The organism is Ezakiella coagulans (assembly GCF_003096635.1).
Taxonomy (GTDB): Bacteria; Bacillota; Clostridia; order Tissierellales; family Peptoniphilaceae; genus Ezakiella; species Ezakiella coagulans.
Window position 1 is genome coordinate 87,085 of sequence record NZ_QEKV01000006.1, and the last position, 21,224, is coordinate 108,308.

The 21,224-nt window shown below is 31.5% G+C and carries 24 protein-coding genes; 5 read left to right on the forward strand and 19 right to left on the reverse strand.

Going from position 1 to position 21,224, the window contains the following annotated elements; translation table 11 throughout:
* Positions 1 to 9: 9 nt before the first annotated feature.
* The 10 genes from C7381_RS05970 to argF all read right to left on the reverse strand — a co-directional run bounded on the left by C7381_RS05970 (position 10) and on the right by argF (position 8,387).
* A complete protein-coding gene (locus C7381_RS05970; protein ID WP_034546938.1) occupies positions 10 to 729 on the reverse strand; it encodes a hypothetical protein in 720 nt (239 codons plus the stop codon).
* 286 nt (positions 730 to 1,015) lie between these two features.
* A complete protein-coding gene (atpC, locus tag C7381_RS05975) occupies positions 1,016 to 1,402 on the reverse strand; it encodes an ATP synthase F1 subunit epsilon (RefSeq protein ID WP_034546934.1) in 387 nt (128 codons plus the stop codon).
* Between the two features lie 9 nt (positions 1,403 to 1,411).
* Positions 1,412 to 2,806 carry a F0F1 ATP synthase subunit beta gene (atpD, locus tag C7381_RS05980; RefSeq protein ID WP_034546932.1) on the reverse strand — a complete coding sequence of 465 codons (1,395 nt, stop codon included), beginning with the start codon at positions 2,804 to 2,806 and terminating at the stop codon, positions 1,412 to 1,414.
* Positions 2,807 to 2,815: 9 nt separating this feature from the next.
* A complete protein-coding gene (gene atpG, locus C7381_RS05985; protein ID WP_116480277.1) occupies positions 2,816 to 3,685 on the reverse strand; it encodes an ATP synthase F1 subunit gamma in 870 nt (289 codons plus the stop codon).
* A 9-nt stretch (positions 3,686 to 3,694) separates the two neighbouring features.
* Positions 3,695 to 5,203, reverse strand: a complete 1,509-nt coding sequence (atpA, locus tag C7381_RS05990; RefSeq protein ID WP_116480278.1) for a F0F1 ATP synthase subunit alpha — start codon at positions 5,201 to 5,203, stop codon at positions 3,695 to 3,697.
* Positions 5,203 to 5,748, reverse strand: coding sequence for an ATP synthase F1 subunit delta (gene atpH, locus C7381_RS05995; protein ID WP_116480279.1), 546 nt, complete (start codon positions 5,746 to 5,748; stop codon positions 5,203 to 5,205). The genes atpA and atpH overlap by 1 nt, the downstream gene beginning before the upstream one ends.
* A complete protein-coding gene (gene atpF / locus C7381_RS06000; RefSeq protein ID WP_034546921.1) occupies positions 5,736 to 6,248 on the reverse strand; it encodes a F0F1 ATP synthase subunit B in 513 nt (170 codons plus the stop codon). The genes atpH and atpF overlap by 13 nt, the downstream gene beginning before the upstream one ends.
* Before the next feature lie 18 nt (positions 6,249 to 6,266).
* A complete protein-coding gene (gene atpE / locus C7381_RS06005; RefSeq protein ID WP_034546919.1) occupies positions 6,267 to 6,530 on the reverse strand; it encodes an ATP synthase F0 subunit C in 264 nt (87 codons plus the stop codon).
* 21 nt (positions 6,531 to 6,551) lie between these two features.
* A complete protein-coding gene (atpB, locus tag C7381_RS06010; RefSeq protein ID WP_052085438.1) occupies positions 6,552 to 7,238 on the reverse strand; it encodes a F0F1 ATP synthase subunit A in 687 nt (228 codons plus the stop codon).
* 156 nt (positions 7,239 to 7,394) lie between these two features.
* A complete protein-coding gene (gene argF, locus C7381_RS06015; protein ID WP_034546917.1) occupies positions 7,395 to 8,387 on the reverse strand; it encodes an ornithine carbamoyltransferase in 993 nt (330 codons plus the stop codon).
* Positions 8,388 to 8,504: 117 nt separating this feature from the next.
* Between argF and C7381_RS06020 the strand changes: the two genes are divergently transcribed.
* Genes C7381_RS06020 through C7381_RS06030 form a run of 3 tightly spaced genes read left to right on the forward strand, consistent with a single transcriptional unit; the run spans position 8,505 to position 10,357 of the window.
* Entirely contained in the window at positions 8,505 to 9,728 is a 1,224-nt protein-coding gene (locus tag C7381_RS06020; RefSeq protein WP_116480280.1) for a helix-turn-helix transcriptional regulator, read from the forward strand.
* Positions 9,715 to 9,948 carry an AtpZ/AtpI family protein gene (locus C7381_RS06025; RefSeq protein WP_165803613.1) on the forward strand — a complete coding sequence of 78 codons (234 nt, stop codon included), beginning with the start codon at positions 9,715 to 9,717 and terminating at the stop codon, positions 9,946 to 9,948. The genes C7381_RS06020 and C7381_RS06025 overlap by 14 nt, the downstream gene beginning before the upstream one ends.
* Positions 9,941 to 10,357, forward strand: coding sequence for a hypothetical protein (locus C7381_RS06030; RefSeq protein WP_116480282.1), 417 nt, complete (start codon positions 9,941 to 9,943; stop codon positions 10,355 to 10,357). The genes C7381_RS06025 and C7381_RS06030 overlap by 8 nt, the downstream gene beginning before the upstream one ends.
* Here the strand turns inward: C7381_RS06030 and holA are convergent.
* Together holA and C7381_RS06040 are read right to left on the reverse strand one after the other, a co-directional pair.
* Complete coding sequence (gene holA / locus C7381_RS06035) at positions 10,325 to 11,329, reverse strand: DNA polymerase III subunit delta (RefSeq protein WP_116480283.1); 1,005 nt, start codon at positions 11,327 to 11,329, stop codon at positions 10,325 to 10,327. The two genes, C7381_RS06030 and holA, sit on opposite strands and share 33 nt — an antisense overlap.
* Positions 11,292 to 13,571, reverse strand: a complete 2,280-nt coding sequence (locus tag C7381_RS06040; RefSeq protein ID WP_116480284.1) for a DNA internalization-related competence protein ComEC/Rec2 — start codon at positions 13,569 to 13,571, stop codon at positions 11,292 to 11,294. Before C7381_RS06040 ends, holA begins: the two co-directional genes overlap by 38 nt.
* Before the next feature lie 117 nt (positions 13,572 to 13,688).
* On the opposite strand from C7381_RS06040, the gene C7381_RS06045 reads away from it, so the two are divergent.
* Entirely contained in the window at positions 13,689 to 14,456 is a 768-nt protein-coding gene (locus C7381_RS06045) for a threonine/serine exporter family protein (RefSeq protein ID WP_116480285.1), read from the forward strand.
* Positions 14,456 to 14,929 (forward strand): threonine/serine exporter family protein, encoded by a 474-nt coding sequence (locus tag C7381_RS06050; RefSeq protein WP_034546902.1) that lies wholly within the window; start codon positions 14,456 to 14,458, stop codon positions 14,927 to 14,929. The genes C7381_RS06045 and C7381_RS06050 overlap by 1 nt, the downstream gene beginning before the upstream one ends.
* A 37-nt stretch (positions 14,930 to 14,966) precedes the next feature.
* Here the strand turns inward: C7381_RS06050 and C7381_RS06055 are convergent, their stop codons facing one another.
* From C7381_RS06055 to thrS, 7 genes are all read right to left on the reverse strand, one after another.
* Positions 14,967 to 15,938, reverse strand: a complete 972-nt coding sequence (locus tag C7381_RS06055; RefSeq protein ID WP_165803614.1) for an S-layer homology domain-containing protein — start codon at positions 15,936 to 15,938, stop codon at positions 14,967 to 14,969.
* Entirely contained in the window at positions 15,935 to 16,366 is a 432-nt protein-coding gene (locus C7381_RS06060; protein ID WP_116480287.1) for a hypothetical protein, read from the reverse strand. Before C7381_RS06060 ends, C7381_RS06055 begins: the two co-directional genes overlap by 4 nt.
* A gap of 84 nt (positions 16,367 to 16,450) precedes the next feature.
* Positions 16,451 to 16,795 carry a 50S ribosomal protein L20 gene (gene rplT, locus C7381_RS06065; protein WP_034546896.1) on the reverse strand — a complete coding sequence of 115 codons (345 nt, stop codon included), beginning with the start codon at positions 16,793 to 16,795 and terminating at the stop codon, positions 16,451 to 16,453.
* A 13-nt stretch (positions 16,796 to 16,808) separates the two neighbouring features.
* Positions 16,809 to 17,000, reverse strand: coding sequence for a 50S ribosomal protein L35 (gene rpmI, locus C7381_RS06070; RefSeq protein ID WP_034546894.1), 192 nt, complete (start codon positions 16,998 to 17,000; stop codon positions 16,809 to 16,811).
* Between the two features lie 10 nt (positions 17,001 to 17,010).
* Entirely contained in the window at positions 17,011 to 17,520 is a 510-nt protein-coding gene (gene infC / locus C7381_RS06075) for a translation initiation factor IF-3 (RefSeq protein ID WP_034546892.1), read from the reverse strand.
* Between the two features lie 197 nt (positions 17,521 to 17,717).
* The gene (gene pepV / locus C7381_RS06080; protein WP_116480288.1) at positions 17,718 to 19,106 is read right to left on the reverse strand and encodes a dipeptidase PepV; all 1,389 of its coding nucleotides are present in this window, start codon (positions 19,104 to 19,106) and stop codon (positions 17,718 to 17,720) included.
* Entirely contained in the window at positions 19,106 to 21,019 is a 1,914-nt protein-coding gene (gene thrS, locus C7381_RS06085; protein ID WP_034546888.1) for a threonine--tRNA ligase, read from the reverse strand. Before thrS ends, pepV begins: the two co-directional genes overlap by 1 nt.
* Between the last annotated feature and the right edge of the window lie 205 nt (positions 21,020 to 21,224).

Sequence of the window (21,224 nt, forward strand, 5' to 3'; positions counted from 1 at the left end):
CTCCTAAAATTATTTGTATCTATTTAAAACCATCTTATTGATAGCTTTAAAATACGAATCAAAATACTGATTATCAACATATTTTAGAAACAACTTCTTCATATCCAAATATATATTAAACATTTGGTTATTTGTTAGATAGTCTTCTTCAGGAATAATTTTATCGCCTACAATTACAAATTGTGTTGCTAACTTATTGTTAATATCCATGATAGCAGGTTTAAATGTCTTTCTAAAAAAATCCTCTAACATTTGCTTTTTATCTTTTGATATAATGTCATTTTGCATTATTTTTAAAAATAAATGTTTTTTTAATTCTTTTACTCTTATATCACTAATATCAAACTCATATAAGTATTTTTTATAATGTAAATCACTTAATTTGTCTTCATCTAATGCAATTTGCTCAAGATCGTTTATGGCATCTATGTCAAACGATCCCTTTTTAAATCCATAAAAATTTATTAAAAAATCAAACCGGTTAATGTCTTCATGTAGATAATGCGAAATATTAGTAGCGCTCATTTCACCAATACCATAATTTTTCAAAACATTAGCAAAATCCTTAATAAAGTGTCTATAAATGTTATATTCAACCGTGCAGCACATGACGGTCGTTCCTACATCAAATAAATCAACACAGGCTTCAACTTTCCTTCCGGACGCCTTAAGAATAGGTTTATTATGAATAATATTATTAATTTGTAGTCCATATTCTCCGATGTTCATAATGCCCTCCAATTTATCGACTAGTACTATTATACCAAATTATAAATGAAAAATATGGATAAAATGACCGTAAGAATGTTAAAAAGAATTAATAATTTCTGTAAGCATTGCCTAAAGTATGATTGAGCATTTGTTAAGAATATTTAATTTTATTATTTCGTTTTAGACTTAAATTTAATAATTATGAAATTTTTTATTTTTATTTTAGCTTATATATACTTTATATTTTCTTTGTATTTAAAGATGTAATTATAAAAATAAATCAAAAAAGACTCGATTCACGAGTCTATTTTGAAATACTTAGACGATTTATTGCTTTCTTCAATGCGATTTCTGCTCTGAAAACATCGCCTTCTTTATTTTGAAGTCTCTTTAATGCCCTAGCTTTTGCTTTTTCCGCCCTTTCAGTATCAATTTCTTCAGGCCATTCACAAGCATTAGCTACCATTGTGACTTTATTGTTTCTAATGTCTATATAACCACCGCTTATAGCTGCATATTTATCATTCTTGTCCACTGTTATTTTTAATTTTCCAATAGCGACTTTAGTTACAAAAGGAGCCATGTTAGGTAAAACTGCAAAGTCCCCTTCAGTTCCTTTCACAACAATACTATCAACATAACCATCGAAAAATAGTCTGTCAGGAGATACAATCTTTAAATAAAATTGCATAGCTATACTCTAACCTTTCATACTTTCAGCTTTTTCTACGGCTTCTTCTATAGTACCAACAAATAAAAATGCACTTTCAGGTAAATCATCGTGTTTACCGTCCAAAATTTCTTCAAATCCCTTAATTGTTTCTTGAAGTGGAACATATTTACCATTTATACCCGTAAATTGTTCTGCAACGCTGAACGGTTGAGATAAGAATCTTTGAATTCTACGAGCTCTTGCAACTGTAATCTTATCTTCATCAGAAAGCTCGTCCATACCTAAGATAGCAATAATATCTTGCAATTCTTTATATCTTTGTAGTATTTCTTGAACTCTTCTTGCAACATTATAGTGTCTTTCACCAACAATATTAGGATCAAGAATTCTTGATGTCGAATCAAGCGGATCAACTGCAGGATAGATTCCAAGTTCTGAAATAGATCTTGACAAAACTGTTGTAGCATCAAGGTGAGCGAACGTAGTTGCTGGAGCAGGGTCAGTCAAGTCATCCGCAGGAACGTAAACAGCTTGTACAGATGTTATAGATCCTTGCTTTGTAGATGTAATTCTTTCTTGTAATTGCCCCATTTCCGTTGCAAGTGTAGGTTGATAACCAACTGCTGAAGGAATACGTCCAAGTAGAGCTGAAACTTCAGAACCCGCTTGTGTAAATCTAAATATATTATCGATAAATAACAAAACATCTTGTTTCTTTTCATCTCTGAAATATTCAGCCATTGTTAGACCAGATAGAGCAACTCTCATACGTGCTCCCGGCGGTTCGTTCATTTGGCCGAAAATTAGAGCTGTTTTATCAATAACACCCGATTCCTTCATTTCATAATAAAGGTCGTTACCTTCTCTCGTTCTTTCACCAACTCCGGCAAATACTGATAATCCACCGTGTTCGGTTGCAATATTATTTATAAGCTCTTGAATAAGAACTGTTTTACCAACACCGGCACCACCGAACAGACCAATCTTTCCACCCTTTGAATAAGGTGCTATAAGGTCTATAACCTTTATACCTGTTTCAAAAATTTCTTTTGCAGGTATTTGGTCCTCAAAAGCCGGCGGTTCTCTGTGAATTGGAAGCATCGGTGTCTTTTTAATCGGAGCTTCGTTATCGATTGTTTCACCCAAAACATTAAAAAGTCTCCCTAGAGTTTTATCTCCAACAGGAACAGTTATAGGGGCCCCAGTGTCAATAGCTTCCATTCCTCTAATTAAACCATCTGTAGAGCTCATTGCAATACATCTTGCTACATCATCTCCAATGTGTTGTGTGACTTCAGCAATTATGGTTTCATCATTATTTTTTATCTTTATAGCATTTAAAAGATTTGGCATCTTATCTGCAAATTTTATGTCGATAACAGGTCCAATAACCTGACTTAAATGCCCGATATTCTCTGTCATATGCCCTCCTTACTTTAAAGCCTCTGCACCACTGACAATTTCAGTTAACTCTTGAGTGATATTAGCTTGTCTTGCTCTGTTATATCTGAGACTTAAATCATCTATCATCTCATTAGCATTATCCGTGGCGCTCTTCATTGCTTGCATTCTCGCAGCCTGTTCACTTGACGAACTTTCTATGAGTGCCCCGTAGATAGATATTGCAGCAAATTCCTCAACTAAATAATCAAGCATAGCTTCAGGAGACGGCTCAAAAACAATTAAATCATTGTACCCGTCATATGAAAGCTTTTCTTGTTTTTCAATTTCGGTGAACTCTGCCGGTAAAATTCTTAGAGATGTTGGATTTTGACTAAGTGCACTGTTGAAAATTGTATAAATTAAATAAACTTCATCAATTTCTTTCTTTTTATATAATTCTAGAACAATGTCTGCAACATGTTTTGCGTCTCTAAAAGTAAAATCCTCACTAACTCCAAAAAATTTGTCATAAATATTATAGCCTCTTTTATTAAAATAATCGTAGGTTTTAACACCAACAGTTATAATTCTATCTTCTTTAGAAACTATATTATTTTCCGCATATCTCAATAAATTACTATTGTAACCCCCGGCAAGTCCTCTATCACCTGTAATTATAACATACAAACGATTTTTAACCTCCCTTGTAACTGTTAAAGGAGTTTTTGTACCCTTGGTCACCGATAATAATTCTCTTATATTCTCAATAACAGTGGTATAATAAGGCCTGGTAGATTCAAGCCTAAGACGAGCTCTTCTCATCTTAGAAGTACTGACAAGTTCCATAGCGTTTGTTATTTGCCTAATACTTGAAACTGAATTTATCCTTCTTTTTATATCTTTCATCTGTTCAGCCATTATACACCTCTAAAATTTATAATTACTTTTAAATGTATTAATAGCTTCTACAAGTTCATCTAAAATGTCATCGGTTAACTCTTTCTTGTCATCTATTTTTTCAAGAAGAGCTCTGTGTTTTTCATGGATATAGTTTATAAATTCTTTTTCAAATTCATTTACACTTTCTACCGGCACATCAGCTAGATAACCTTTTGTAACGGCAAAAAGAATCAATATTTGATCACTTACATCCATTGGTGAATATTGCGGTTGATTTAAAACTGCCAATATTTTTTGACCATGGTTAAGTCTATTTTGTGTATCTTGATCAAGTTCTGAACCAAATTGTGCAAATGACTTTAACTCTCTGTATTGGGCAAGTTCAAGCTTAATACCACCTGAAACTTTCTTCATAGCTTTAATTTGTGCACTACCACCGACACGAGATACTGAAAGTCCGGAGTTTACAGCAGGACGTTGACCTGAGAAGAATAATTCTGTTTCAAGGAAAATTTGTCCATCCGTAATAGAAATAACGTTTGTAGGAATATATGCTGAAATATCTCCTGCTTGTGTTTCAATAATAGGAAGTGCGGTAATGGAACCTCCACCGTATTTGTCATCAAGTCTGGCAGCTCTTTCAAGAAGTTTTGAGTGTTGATAGAAAATATCTCCAGGGTATGCTTCTCTTCCCGGCGGACGTCTCAAAAGCAACGACATGGATCTGTATGCAACAGCGTGTTTTGATAAGTCATCATAAACAATCAAAACATCTTTTCCTTGGTGCATAAATTCTTCTGCCATTGCAACTCCTGAATAAGGTGCAATATATTGTAAAGGAGCAAGTTCACTTGCACTCGCATTAACGACAATCGAGTAATCCATCGCACCATATTTATTTAAAGTATCTACAATACCTGCAACTGTAGACATTTTTTGTCCAATTGCAACATAAATACAAATGACATCTTTGCCCTTTTGATTGATAATAGTATCAACGGCAATTGCTGTTTTACCGGTTTGTCTATCACCGATTATAAGTTCACGTTGACCGCGGCCTATAGGAATAATTGAATCTATTGCCTTTATTCCTGTTTGAAGAGGAACACTGACGCTCTTTCTTTCTATTACACCCGGTGCTTTTTGTTCAATTGGTCTGAATTTCTTAGTTTTTATTTCACCCTTACCGTCAATAGGTTGTCCTAAGGCATTCACAACACGACCGATTAATTCATCTCCAACCGGCACTTCAACAATTCTACCGGTTCTTCTTACTTTAGTACCTTCTTTAAGCTCAGCATCGCTTCCGAGAAGAACGCAACCTACATTGTCTTCTTCTAGGTTTTGAGCCATAGCATAAACTCCATTTTCAAATTCAAGGAGTTCGCCCGCCATACAGTTATCTAAACCATATAATCTTGCGATTCCGTCCCCTACTTCAATTATAGTACCAACTTCAGAGGTGGAAATATCATCGTCGTATTTGTCAATCATTTGTTTAATAACGGAAGTAATTTCTTCCGGTCTAAGATTCACTATCCACTCACCTCAATTCTATTTTTTAAATTTTGCTCTAATCTATCAAAAGAACCCTTTAGTGAAAGGTCGATTTCTTGTCCTAAAACAAAAATTCTAACCCCCATTATGAGATCCTTGTTTATCTTTTGTTCAACAATTGCTTCTTTCCCTGTCTTATTAAAGATAAATTGCTTTATTTTTACAACCTGATCATCAGTCAAATCAAATGCTGTTTCAACACTTGCAGTGACTTTTTTTGACTTTTCAAGATAAAGTTTTTTAAATTCTCCAAAAGATTCGTCTAGATATCTCTCTCTTCCTTTGTCTATAATAACTTTAATAAAATTTTTGAAAGTTACAGACTCATCTTTTAAAATCTTTTCAATCAAATCTTTTTTATCATCTTTTGAAAAGATTGGACTGTATAGAAACTTTCTGATATCTTCAGTTTCTTTCATTGTTTTAATAAAACTTTTGAAGTTTTCAAAAACTTTTTCAGTCTCTTTTTTCTCTTCAGACAATAAAAAAAGACTTTCTGCGTATGTTAATCCTATTCTTGCCATTTTGAATCCTTTAAAGAGTTCAATCTTTTTTCTGTAAATTCTGCAGCTTTCTTTGAATTAACATTTTCACCGGATAAATCCTTTGCAGCGTTCACCGCAATCTCAATGATTTCATCCTTTAAACTGGAAAGAGCCTTTTGCTTCATTGATTTCGCTTCATTTTCAGCCGATTGTAGGATTTTTTCTTTTTCGCTTAATGCATCTTGTTTAGCCTCAGATACAATACTTTCATAGTTTTTACGTGCATCTTTTAAAATGTCTCTTGCTTCTTCTTTAGATGAAAGTAATTTCTTTTGGTATTCATCTTTGATTTTGTTAGATTCTGCTAAATTATTTTCTGCTTCACGTAAATTTCCATCTATATAATCTTTTCTCTTTTGGAGAAGTTCTTGTATCGGTTTAAAAAGAAAATGTCTTAAAATAAAATATAAAACAATTGTTGTAACAACAGAAACCGTAAAGTTGAGAAGATCAGGCAAAACATTAACTGTAATGTTCATTTACTTCTCCTATATAGTCTATAGACCTGCTAATAGTGGTCTAAGGAATAGCATAATTAATGATACAACAAGTGAGTAAATACCTGTAGTTTCTGAAACAGCTTGACCCAAAAGCATAACTTGCATGATATCTGATTTAGCTTCAGGTTGTCTTCCAACTGCTTCAGTTGCTTTACCTGCAGCGAAACCTTGTCCAATAGCAGGTCCAATACCTGCAGTCATTGCAATTCCAATTCCGATTGCTGAGCAACCCAATACAAATGCTTCATTAGAAATGTTCATAAAAATCTCCTTTCAAATGTCTTACTCTTCCGGGAATGTTTGTCCAATAAATGCCATAGTAAGCATCGTAAATATGAACGCCTGTAATAATCCCGAAAATACGTCAAAATAAATGTGCAAAACTGCACTTGCGGGCACCAAGAAAACGCTTATAGATTGAAGTGCCGAGTGTACTAATTCCATAATAATTACACCGCTTAAAATGTTTCCGAAAAGACGGAAAGAAAGCGATATAGGGTTTGCGATTTCACCAATGATATTCATCGGCAAAAATAAAGGAAATGGTTCCAGGAATCCCTTTAAATAACCGCCAATTCCATTTGATACAATCGAAGTTGCCTGTACAAGAACAAAAGTCATAATAGCTAGTGAAACTGTAACGTTATAATCACTTGTTGGTGTTGTAAATCCTAATAATCCCCATAAGTTAGCAAAAACTAGATATAACATCAACGTGCACACATACGATACAAATTTTCTATGACCCTTTCCCATTGTTTGGTCAACTAGACTTTGGAAAGCTTCAACATAAATTTCAAGCAAATTAATAATTCCTGTAGATTTTTTTCTGTAATCGGCTTTTTTTATCTTAGAATTTATAACAATTGCACATATTGATAAAATAAAAGCAATTACCATTCCTTGGAATACCGAATCATGCAAAAAATAATCTTTGCCTGCCAAAGTAAAATATATACCTTTTTCCACTTAGAGCCCCCTTTCTTAATATTCGACAAAAACTCATTGTCATGCATATATTATACAATAACCATTTTGTAAATACAAGCATTTATTAAATATATCTAACAAAATTATTAAAATTCTTTATAACAAAAAAGCCCCGATAAAATCGAGGCTTAAAATTTATTTCATTGTTGCATAAATAACAGCTTTAATTGTGTGCATTCTGTTTTCAGCTTCGTCGAATACCTTACTTCTCGGTCCTTCAAATACTTCATTTGTAACTTCCATTTCCGGAAGACCGAACTTTTCATTGATATCTTTACCGATTGTTGTCTTTAGATCGTGGAAACTTGGTAGACAGTGCATGAAAATAGCATTTTCATCACAATTTGCCAATGCTTCTTTATTAACTTGATATTTCTTAAGAAGATTAATTCTTTCTTCCCAAACTTCATCAGGTTCACCCATTGATACCCAAATGTCTGTATAGAGAACGTGTGCTCCCTTTGTGCCTTCTTTAACATTTTCAGTTAAAGTAATCGTTGAACCACTTTCTTTTGCAATTTTCTTTGCTTCTTCAACTAGTTCTTCAGTTGGGAATAAGTGGCTTGGTGCACAAGCGGTAAAGTTTACACCCATTTTTGCACATGCAATCATTAATGAGTTTGCAACGTTGTTTCTAGCATCTCCCATGTATGTGAAGTTTAATCCTTTTAATGTTCCGAAGTTTTCTTCAATTGTTAAAAGGTCGGCCAACATTTGTGTTGGGTGGAAAAGGTCTGTTAGTCCGTTATAAACAGGAACTCCACTGTAATCAGACAATGTTGTTACTAATTCTTGAGAGAATCCTCTATATTCGATACAATCATAAAGTCTTCCAAGAACTCTTGCTGTGTCTTCGATTGATTCTTTTTTGCCCATTTGCGATGAACCTGGATCAAGATAAGTAACTCCCATTCCTAAATCATATCCTGCAACTTCGAATGAACAACGTGTTCTTGTTGAAGTTTTTTCAAATAAAAGAACCATATTCTTTCCTTCTAGGAATTTGTGAGGAATTCCAGCCCTCTTCATGTGTTTAAAATCTTTACTTAAATCAAGTAAATATCTTATTTCTTGTGGAGTATAATCCAAAAGCTTCAAAAATGATCTGCCTCTTAAGTTAACACCCATAATAAATCTCCTTTTAATTTATTAACTAAAGCCTAAGCCCTGTTTATATTTATTCTAATAAATGGTATAATTAAATATAGGACATATTGAACTAAAAGGAGTGTATTTAAAACCAAAATGATAAAAGAGAATAAAGCTAGCCTTCAATCAAATGAACAAAACCCTATTGATCCAACCATTATAGCAGATATAGATTATGAAAAAATTTCTTTAACGACTTCGCCAATTCTTCATCAAAGTTCCAGATTTATTTATGTAATTGATGGAATTGGCAAGATAAAAATTGACAACAATGTATTTGAAATAAAGAAAAATTGTCTTATCTCTATTGTTCCATGGGAAATTACAGAAATTACAGAAGTTATAAAACCACTTAAAATTTATGTATTAAAATACTCTTTTGATTTATTTAACAGAAATCTTTTTAATATAAATAATAATGAATCTCGTACAGTTTTAATTTCAAAAACAGTTTTAAATCAATCTATAAGCTATGAACAAGTTTCCCTTATAAATACTTTTAAAAAAGCCTTTGAACTTACAAGATCACAAGAAACTATTCCAAAAAATATTATAAATTCACTGTTTTTTTCATATATTCTTGAGATTGGAGCATCTCATGCACTATATTTTGAATCTAATACTGTATACGAAACTACTGATAAGAAAAATATTTTATCTTATATTTACAATCACTCAGATAAAAAAATTACTCTAGACGAGCTATCCAAAATATTTTTTATGTCAAATAGTAACATTTCGAGATATATAAACTCTGAAACTAATCTCACTTTTTTTGAGCTTTTAAATGAAATTCGAGTAAAAAAAGCAGTCGAACTTTTAATTCACACAGATATTACCACGTCAGAGATAGCTTCATTTTTAGGATATTTTGACAAGAGTCACTTTATAAAGAATTTTAAAAATATTATCAACGAAAATCCTAACGAATATAGAAAGCGTTACAAAGAAAATAATAATTTCAGCAATAATATCTATTCCTCAATTATAAATTATATTTATAAAAATAGTGGCTCAAATATCACTTTAAACGAAATTTCAGATATGTTTAACACAAGCCCTATTCAAATAAATAAAAATTTGAAAATTCTAATCGGAAAAACCTTTAATGAGTTTCTAAATTATGTTAGAATTAATAAGGCATCAAAATTAATTCTATCAACTGATGAAAGTATAACCAATATTGCTTTTGAAGTTGGATACAACACAGTAAAAACTTTTTACAGAAATTTTATAAAAATAAAAAATATAACCCCACGTGAATTTAAAAATACAATTGAAATCGACTATATTAAGGAGAATGATGATGAAAAATATTAAATATTTAGTATTAATAACACAAGTCGGCATTGATATTATAAGCGGTATAGCAGCCGGCCTGGTTATCGGAATGCTACTTGATAAACTATTTAAAACAAATTCAATTTTTACTTTGATTCTTTTGATTATTGGAATTTTCAGCGGTTTAAATATTGCTTACAGACGTCTTTCAAGAATGATTGAAAAAAAGAAAAATAAAGAGGATAAGAGTCATGAATAGTTTTATTAGGCGCTATATAATCGCAAGTTATATTTTAACCATACCATTTATAATTGTCTTTTTATTTTTTAAAGATTGGAAAAGTTTAATATTAGGAATTTTGTTTTCAAATACAATAAGAGTCTTGCTTTTCAAGCTCTCCGCAATTGAACTGGACAATATCATAACAAAAACAAAAACCACTGCAAAAGTTTTGGCAACAGCTAATTATATAAAAAGATTTATTATATATGGAATCACCCTTGCTGTTGCACACAAAAGTCCTTCTCTAAATTTTTTCAGTGCTTCAATCGGACTCCTTCTTTTATCTTTTGCAATTCAAATAATAAATATAATAGACATAAAAAAATCCGGCAAATCAATTGCCGAATTAAAATCAGTTAAGACTGACAACGAGCTCAAACAATAATACATTGGGCTCATTTTTTTTGGTCTTTAAAATGTAGTCTGCATCCATGCATTTTTCTAAACTAAATCTAGCTTTATCTTCACTAAAATTTTTTAAAGAAGAGTAAATCTTATTAAATTCAAACTTTGAAATTGCGACAAGTCTCATTATGTCATAATCCTTGTAGCCCTGATTTTTATAATTTATAATTTTTAAAACGTTTATCATATGTCTCGATAGCATATATAATATTTTTACAGGCTCTTCCCCATTATTCAAAAGTTTATTTAATTCTTGAATTGCTTTTTTTCTGTTTTTTTGTGAGATTGCATCAGTTAAGTTGAATATATTTGAACTTATACTTTTGTTAACCATTAAATCAACTGTTTTTACATCTATTAATTCCGAACTTATTGAAGAAAGTTTTTTTATTTCATTTTCAATTTTATAAAGTGAATTAAATTCAGAATCTTTAGAATAGTTCAAATACTCCATGAATTTTGCTAAAGCAGCATCGTTAATTTTTTTATTTTCTTCTTCAAATTTTTTCAAAATCCAATTTTTTAAAGCTATGGGATTTACCATATCAAAATCAACAAGTCTGTCATACTTCATCAATGTTTTAACAATCGATAAATTTTTCTTTGGGCTTTCAGGACTCGACATTAAAATTAATACATAAGAATCTTTTATTTTTTCTATTTCCTCATAATTCTTCGCCAAATCCTTTGATAAATCTGTCCAATTATATAGAACTATAACTCTTTTTTTTGCCATAAATGGAAGCCTAACAATTTCTTCATATAGATTATTATAAGTCATATCGGCCGCATCTTTTTCAAATGAATTAAATTCTAAAACCGATTCATCAATTAACTCTCTTTTTAAAAAGTTCAAAGTATTTTTTGCTAGATAATCTTCTGTTCCTTGGAAGCAGTATATGCCGGATACTTCATTAGATTTGGTCTTTTTTAAAAAGTTTGTATAATTCATCCCTCTTCCCCACTTTCTCAATAGTGTAAAATGATGCAACAAGTAAAATTAAATAATATATATATTCATAATAATTTTCATTATTTAAGAATGTGTATATTCTATAGTTTTCTAGATCAAAAGTTACAAGACCGTCCATATCAGTTCTGTAAACTTCACAAATTTCATTTAATCTTTTTACAACATCTCCGTTCGGATGTCCGTATTTATTATTTCTTCCTACGCTTATTATAGCATATTTTGGACTAACACGTTTTAAAAATTCCGTAGTGGTAGAAGTTTTACTTCCGTGGTGTGGAACTTTTAAAATAAATGAATGTAAATCGGAGTCCAGCAATTTCTCTTCTGCTTCTTTTTCGATATCTCCTGTAAATAAAGCAATATTTATATCATCCTTCATCAATTTTAATACAAGCGATGCATTATTTTCAAAATCTGTAGATTTGTCGTATATCATATCTACAAATTTGAATCGTTGACCAAGTTCAATATTTCTTTTATTCATTTTAATTAATCTATTTACAAATTCATCAATTTCAATATCTTCATAATTTTTTATCGGCAAATGATCTGATACCAAAAATTTTATATTTACATCCCTCGAAAGTTCAGTATATCCACCATAATGATCATAGTCAAAATGAGTTATAAATCCTGCTTCTATATTTCTGAACCCATTTTTTATTAAATAAGGCTCGAGTATGTTTTTTCCGACAAAACCTTTTCTTGTTAAATCTCCACCTGAATCAATCAAATAGTTTTTATGGTCCACATGAATCAGTGCAGAATCTCCTTGCCCAACATCTAAAAACTGCACGAAATCATAGTCGCGATTAAATACAATAAACATAATTGTAAACCCAATTAAAATCGGCATAAGTCTTTTCACTTCACAATAGAAACGATTAGCCAAAAATGTTCTGTTTAAATATATATAAATCGCAAAATAATAAATTAGAATCGTAAATATATTCGGGCTTGGAAGAACAATTCTCGAAAAGTTAAACGACGTAATAGTAAGCAAATAATCTATTCCGTTTGCCATAATATTTAAAATCGCAGATACTATATTATTTAAAATAAAAATTTTAGAAATGAACAAAAATAAAAATGAAAGATTTATATAGATCGAGAAAATCGGTATAAAAATAAAATTCCATATAATTGAAAATATATTGTATCTGTTGAAAAAATATATTACAACCGGAAATGTCGCTAATATTATTGAAATGTTTAAAGCAAAATATTCGACAATATAATTTCCGCGATTTTTAAAACTATTTCTAATATGAGGTCTTATAAAAATAATGCCAAACATACAAAGATAGCTCAATATGAAACTTATATTGAATAAATAGTACGGATTTATAAACAAACTGATTTCAAACGCAATTAAAAGTGCTTTCTTATTTGTGATATTCGGAAAATATATCCTTGAGATTTCAAGAATAGTAATCATTATAAGCGCCCTTAATAATGACGGTGGAAACACAAGCATAAAACCGTAGATCCATATAATTAGTAGTGAAATAAATACTCTAGGTTTAAGATTTGGTATGATTAAGCCTATCAGAAAAAATAAAAATCCATAAATTATTGCGACGTGTAAGCCTGACGTACTCAAAATATGAGAAAGTCCGGCAAATTCCATCTTATCATAAATAATATTATCCTCAGTTTTTCTAAGAATAGCGCCGCTCGACAAATAATACGCATTTTCGTTTAAAGACTTTTCATATTCATTCCTAAATCGTTTTTTTAAATTAAAGAGCGGTTTAAAAAATGAATCTCTCACATAATTTAATTCACATTTTTTAATTTTATTATTTATGCCAATTGAATTATAATAAATTTTTTCATTAAAAAGAAGCGGCATAGTATTTTCGGAAAAATCAGAAACTTCGCCTTTATATCTTACTATATCACCTTCTTCAATTGAATCATCTTCACTGTATAACAAAGTCTTATTTAATAATGAATTTCTAATATAATATCTTGCGCCAAATTCAGTTGTTGTTTTGTTATAGACAATGCCCGAACCAGTATTAGAGCTATTTAAAAAATCATATCTAGCACCTGAATATATAAAAAAGAATAAAAATAGAAAAATCATAATTAAATATTTAGACTTATTAGATTTATAATTTCTTAAAAGATATATCAATAAAAATGGAATTAAGAATGCTAAATACAAATATCTAGTCATTAAAATTGCAATTGCACTCGATAATAAAAGACCCAATTTTACTCTCCTTAAAACTTCTTTAATACTATAATAACTCAAAATAGAATAAATTAAAAGTATAATCTTGAAAAAAAAGATTAATCCATTTATAATAATATTTAAGGAGGTCAGTCTATGGATGTTAATGAAGAAGTAAAATTATTCAGAACCGCTCTTTATGCAGGGGAAATTATGGTCAAAAGTGGTTCTGAAACCTATCGTGCGGAAGATACTATTAAAAGAATGCTTGCCTCTAAAGGTTTTTTAAATATATCTACATTTGTCTCCCCTACTGTTATTATACTTGGAGACAATATAAAAGACGGCTATTGTTATATTAAAAATATTCCAAAAAGAAGTTCAAATCTAGCTAGAATAGAAAATGTAAATGAAGTTTCAAGATCATTTGTAGAAGGAAAACTTTCCACAGACGAAGCTATGGAAAAATTAAAAATTATAGAAAATGAAAGTCCATACCCCTATTGGCTTATGTGTCTTGGATGTGGAGTAAGCTGTGCAGCTTTTGCGATTCTTATCGGCGGAAACTATACCGACTTTATAGCAACTTTAATAACAAGTATTCTTGCGCTTCATTTAAACGAAATAATTAACGCCGCAAGCAACACGGTCTTCTTAGGAAATTTTGTAGCAAGCCTTATAGTTTCTGTTGTCGCAATACTTTTTAGTAAAATCGGGCTCGGCAGTAGCCTTGAAAGTACAATCGTCGGCTCTGTTCTTCCACTTGTTCCAGGTGTTGCGTTCACCGGCGGTGTCAGAGATTTTATTACAGGAGATTTATTATCAGGCACTGCACGTTGCATAGAAGCTATAATGATTGGTATTGCCATTGCTTTTGGTGTTGGTGTATGTATGACGATTTTTAATGCAATTGGAGGTCTATAATGAATAATTGGATTCTAATAATTTCACTAAGTTTCATTGCCGGTTTAGGATTCAGTTTTATTTTTCAAGTTGAAAAAAGACATCTTTTTCTAGCCGCTGTTTGTTCGTCAACAAGTTGGACATTGTTTCAATTTTTAATGAGTATTGGGATAAATTCGGTTTTCAGTACTTTAATAAGCGGCCTTGTAATTGGATTTATGACAGAAATTTTTGCAAAAATAAAAAAATGCCCCGCTATAAACTACATAATCATAGGAATAATTCCACTTGTTCCAGGTTTAAAAGTTTATCAAGGAATGCTAAAACTCATTGAAGGTAACATTTTCCCAGGAGTTAGCCTATTGCTTGAGGCAGCATTTATCGCAATTGCAATCGGTGTTTCGATTTTAGTTTCAACGTCAGTAGCAAGAGTAATTAGACTTAGAAAGCAAAAAAGAATAATAAAATATAAAAATCCTAATGGTCCGAACTAAAAAAGATATGAATATGTTTTACATATTCATATCTTTTTTAATTTATAGTCAATAATCTCACAACCATTACAATTGCTTGTTCTCTCGTAACGTTAAATTTCGGAAGAATAAGCCCTTTGTCATCACCTTTAATTATCCCTCTAGATGCTAGAGATGTAACTGCTTCCTTGGCCCAAGATGAAACATCTGATAAATCGACAAAATTAGAATTTAAAGTTTCATTTCCACTGAGTTTATCATTTATTTTAAGATATCGATAGATAATTGTAGACATCGCTTCTTTGGTAAGAAAACTTTGACCATTGAATCTATTGTTCCAACCACCTTTTACAACTCCTAAATTTAGAGCATTATTTACATCAACATCATCAGTATCACTAAATTTATAAGTTGAACTAAACTCATGTTTTCCAATATGCTCATCAAGCCTCATAAGCATTTTTATAAATTCATATCTAGAAATTTCTTTGCTTATATCCTCTTTCATACTATCAACAATAAGACCAAGATCTGAAGCCGTATTTACATCTTTCTTGCTCCATGACCTTCCACCTTTTATAAATGAATTGTGCCCTAGTTCAATCGTATCGAACGAAACGCTTTTTATTTCCTTTCCGTCTTTTAAATAACTATAGTATAGTTTTAAAGTGATCCTACTGTTAAATGCATTTATTAATTCGTTTTCAGCAAAAGGATTTATAGTAGCTTTTTTTTGATTATAATCAAAGCTAAATATTTTTCCATTATTTTCTGAAACAAATTTATTATCATCGATTTTATAGTCAATATTCAATTGTACTTTAGAAATAATGCCGCTTTTTTCATCATTTAAAACGTTCTCCGGGTTTTCCCACTCAACTAAAATAAAATTCGGATCATTTATATTAATCTCTCCTTTTACATTTATTGGTTTGTAATCAACCGACGCATTTATTAGAACTGAAAAAAGAAGCAACAGTGAAAGTAAAGCTACTGAAAATTTAATCTTCATAGTTCCTCCATAAATCAATATTCTTCTCTGTGGTTATAGTATATAATCTTTCCAAACTCATTTGAAGTTTCAACTTTGTGCTTATCCAAAAACTCTCTATATTTATCTAGTTCTTTTTTTATGTTAATAAATGAGAATGAAAATAAAATAAACGATTTTATAAAATTCTTTTTACCTATGAAAGGTTCTAGTAAATCTTCCGGACAAATAATATAAATAAAAAATAAAGCAATCGACCAAACTGTCTTATTGTCAACATTTTTATAATATCCATTTTTAACATCATACAAAAGCATAGACATTGACTCTAAATAAGAATCTATATCAAATTTGAGAATTTCACGTACTATATTTAATTTATCCTCTTTAATATAACTAGAAAAATTTAAAAGTGCAGAATCTGAAATTGTTTTAAAAATTTCTTTTAAATCCTTATTATTTTCCATAAAATCGCTCCTTTAACTCATTATATTATACTATAAAATACATTTTTGTGCAAGAAAAAAGCACTCTTACGAGTGCGTAATAGCTTATTTAACTGATTCAACCAATTGTTTGAAACCGTTAGGATCGTTTATTGCCATTTCTGAAAGAACTTTTCTATTGATTTCTATATTGTTCTTTTTAAGAGCATTAATAAATCTTGAATAGCTAAATCCGTATGGACGAACTGCTGCATTTATACGTGCAATCCATAAACTTCTGAAATCTCTTTTTCTTTGTTTACGTCCGATATATGCATAGTTCAAGCTCTTCATAACAGCTTCCATAGCTGTTCTGTAAAGCGTTGATTTTGAACCATAATATCCTTTAGCTTGTTTTAAAATTTTCTTTGTTTTTTTACGTCCTGAGACACTTCTTTTAACTCTAGCCATTTCTTATCCCCCTCTATGGAATCATTTGACCGATTCTCTTCATATCAGATGCACTTACCAAAGTTGACTTTCTTAAGCGTCTGATTCTCTTTTGTGATTTCTTACCAGTAATATGACTCTTATATGCTTTGAATCTCTTTAATTGACCGCTAGCGGTTCTTTTAAATCTCTTAGCACTAGCTCTATGTGTTTTAATTTTAGGCATAGTATCCTCCTTACTCTGATTTTGGCAGAACATACATTACCATATTTCTACCCTCTAATTTAGCTGGTTTGTCAATTTGTGCATAATCCTTTATTTCATCGAAAAACCAATTAAGCACTTCCTTACCTTGTTCAACATGTCCCATTTGGCGACCTCTAAATCTCACAGAAACTTTAACCTTATCTCCGCCTTCTAAAAATTTGACAGCTTGGCTTGTCTTAACTTTTAAATCGTGTTCTTCAATCGTCGGTGACATCTTGATTTCTTTTACTCTAATTGTTTTTTGATTCTTTTTTGCTTCTTTATCCTTCTTTTGAAGTTCATAACGGTATTTACCATAATCCATTATTTTACACACAGGTGGTTTTGCCTGTGGAGCTACTTTAACAAGATCCAAATTTGAATTTTCTGCAATTTCCATTGCTTTTTCAGTTTCAACAATACCCAACTGATTGCCTTCCGCATCTATTAATCTAACTTGCTGATCTCTAATTTCGCCATTAATTTCTAATTCCTTAATCTTAAAACCTCCTTAAATAAATATACAACATAATAAAAGAGCCCAAAAGGGCTCTCAAATAACAAATCAAATGAATTATTAACACCAATGCACTTAATGTGATTGGGTGAGAAGAGCACCTTCTGCTTTCTATATTCAACAATAGAATTATATCATCATTATTCGATTATGTCAAGTGTTTTTATAAATATTTTTATTTATAATACTTTTTCTTCAGTTGCAAGAGTGTATAGTGCTTCTGCATAAATTTTTGCTGAATCCATCAATCTGTTAATCTTGATTCTTTCATTCTTTTGATGCATTCTATCTTCGTCATCTTTAAACATTGCACCAAAAGCTACACAGTTATCCATAGCCTTTGCATATGTGCCGCCACCAATAACCATTGGTTTGGATTCCATATCGCCGGATTGATTTTGATATGCATCCATCAAGATTTTTATGAGCTTGCTTTCAGGGTCAATATAAAGAGGGTTTTCTCCGCCGGTTTGTTTAAATGAACCGTTAAAATCGATTGTACTCTTTTCGATTTGAGTTTTAATATCTTCCTTAGTAACTCCTGTTAATGGGAATCTCATATTCAATACAAGATTAATCTTATCTTCAAACTTTTCAATCATACCAATGTTAAAGTTTAATTTTCCAGATTTTTCATCCTCAAAATCAACGCCAAGACCTTCGCCATGGAATGTGAAACCAAGTTTTGTATTATAAAATTCCAAGAATTTAATAAATTCATCCCCTGCCATAAAAACGCCTTCAATGCTCTTTAAGAGTATAGATATAGCGTTTTCTCCGGCTTCAGGTGTTGATCCATGGGCACTCTTTCCGTTTGCAGAAATAACAACTTCAGAGCCGTTTTCTTTGTATGAAATAGCACCAACCAAATTTGATAGTGCGTTTAAATTAATTTTTGATTTATCCAAAACAATTTCCGCATAATCCGGAACCATATTTGGTGCATTACCTGCTTTGAATGTCTTAACAGCAGAGTTTTTAAGATCGACCGAAAGTGACAAAGTTCCTGTAACAATTCCTTTTTCTCCAAAAATTACAGGAAATTCTGCATCCGGAGTAAAGCCCATTGTCGGCATTTTTTTATTTTTTACATAATAATTGATACCGCCCCAATTTGTTTCCTCATTTGTTCCTAGAATCAAACGAATCACTCTCTTTATCGGAACGCCTGTTTCTTTTATTGCGCGCATTGCATAATAAGCTGCAATTCCAGGGCCTTTATCGTCTTGCGTTCCGCGTCCTGTTAGATAAACGCCATCATTTTCCATTTTAAATGGATCGCTGTCCCAACCTGAACCCGCAGGAACGACATCAACGTGTGCGATTATGCCGATTGATTCTTCGCCTTTTCCAAATTCTATATCCCCAGCATAATTTTGCAAGTTTTCAGTAGAAAAGCCATCTCTTTTTCCAAAGTCTAAAAACTTTAACAGTGCATCCTTCGGTCCTTGACCAAAAGGTGCATCAGGTAAAGCTTCAGCTTCTACAGAATTTATATTAATCAATTCTTCTAAATCTGAAATCATTTGATCTTTATGATCATCTATCCATTTTAAAATTTCCTTCATTATAAATCCATCCTTTTTTCTTTAATTTCTTCACTTAAATCTTCCATAAATTTATCCAACTTAATATCATTTATGTTTTCATTGTTTCTTGTTCTGACTGAAATTGAACCGTTGTCTCTTTCTTTTTCTCCCAAAATTAACATATAGTTAATCTTTCTCATTTGAGCGTCTCTGATTTTTGCACCCATTTGTGAATTTCTAGTATCAATTTCAACTCTGAATCCCTTGTTTTTCAATTCTTCATATACTTTTTGTGCATACTCATTCGTCTTTTCAGAAACAGGAATTACTTCTACTTGCACCGGAGCCATCCATAGAGGGAATTTTCCTGCAAAGTGTTCTATAAGAATACCAAGGAATCTTTCAATGCTTCCAAACATTGCCCTATGAAGCATAACTGGTCTCTTTCTTTCATTGTTGGCATCAATATATGTCAAATCAAAGTTGACCGGCATTTGCATATCAAGTTGAATTGTTCCACATTGCCAATCTCTTCCGATAGCGTCTTGTAAGTGGAAGTCAATCTTTGGTCCATAGAATGCACCGTCTCCCGGATTTATTTTATATGGCATATTTTTCTTTTCAAGTGCTGCTTTTAATGCTCCTTCAGCCATTTCCCAAGTTTCGAGGTCTCCCATATAATCGTCAGGTCTTGTTGAAAGTTCAAGTGTATATTTAAATCCGAACGTGCTGTAAAGATAATCAGCAAGGTCAATCATTTTAAATACTTCATCTTCAATTTGTTCAGGTAAACAGAAAATGTGAGCATCGTCTTGTGTGAAACTTCTAACTCTAAAGAGTCCGTGTAATGCACCTGAAAGTTCATGTCTATGAACTAGACCGAATTCAGAGAGTCTAAGCGGGAATTCTTTGTATGAATGTAAATTTGTTCTATAAACAATCGTTGATCCCGGGCAATTCATTGGCTTAATTGCATAATCAGCATCATCAATTTTTGTAAAGTACATATTTTCTTTATAGTGATCCCAGTGTCCGGATTTATGCCACAATTCTTCATTCAGAATCATTGGAGTTAAAATTTCTCCGTATCCTCTTTCTTGTAGAACACCTCTCCACCAATTAAGAAGTTCATTTCTAACAATCATTCCATTTGGATGGAAGAACGGGAATCCAGGACCTTCTTCATGGAATGAGAACAAATCCAATTCCTTACCAATCTTTCTGTGGTCTCTCAATTTTGCTTCTTCAATCATATTTAAATAACTGTCAAGTTCACTCTTCTTAGGGAATGTAATTCCGTAAATTCTTTGAAGCATTTCATTATTTTCATCTCCACGCCAATAAGCTCCGGCGATAGAAAGAAGTTTAACAGCTTTTATTTTTGAAACATCTTTAAGATGTGGTCCTCTGCACAAATCGACAAATTCACCAAGTTTGTAGAAAGATATAACTTCTCCTTCAGGGAAATGTTCAATCAAATCAACTTTATATTTTTCATCCATTTCCTTAAAGTGTTTAATAGCTTCGTCACGGTCCATTTCGTAACGTTCCATTTCATATCCTTCTTTTACAATCTTTTTCATTTCCTCTTCGATATTCAAAAGATCTTCAGGTGTAAATCTATGCGGTGTATCAAAGTCATAATAAAAACCTTGATCTATTGAAGGACCTATTGCAAATTTTACACCCGGGAACATTCTTTCAATCGCAAGTGCCATCAAGTGTGCAGATGTGTGCCAGAAAATTTGCTTTCCTTCTTTATCTTCAAACTTTAAAATTTTGAACTCTCCATCTTCCCCTGGAACATCTTGCATTCCGAGTGTCTTGCCATTAAGCAATGCCCCTACTGCTTCTCTTTGAAGTCCTTTTGATATCTCTCCGATGATGTCATATACTGTAAGTTTTTCATCAAATTCTCTTTCACTTTTGTCAGGTAAAATTAATTTTCTCATATTATTTTTTCCTTTCTTAAATTTATATACAAAAATAGACCAACCCCCAAAGGGACGATTGGTCTTTATTCGTGGTTCCACCCTAATTACTTCTCAAACCATTAACGTAATGGTGACGGTACAAGATTTCTCCTGCCTGTAAAAGACGCCGGTGCTTTCAAAATGATTTTTCTCATCAAACAAAATCTTTCTGTATATATTTGAA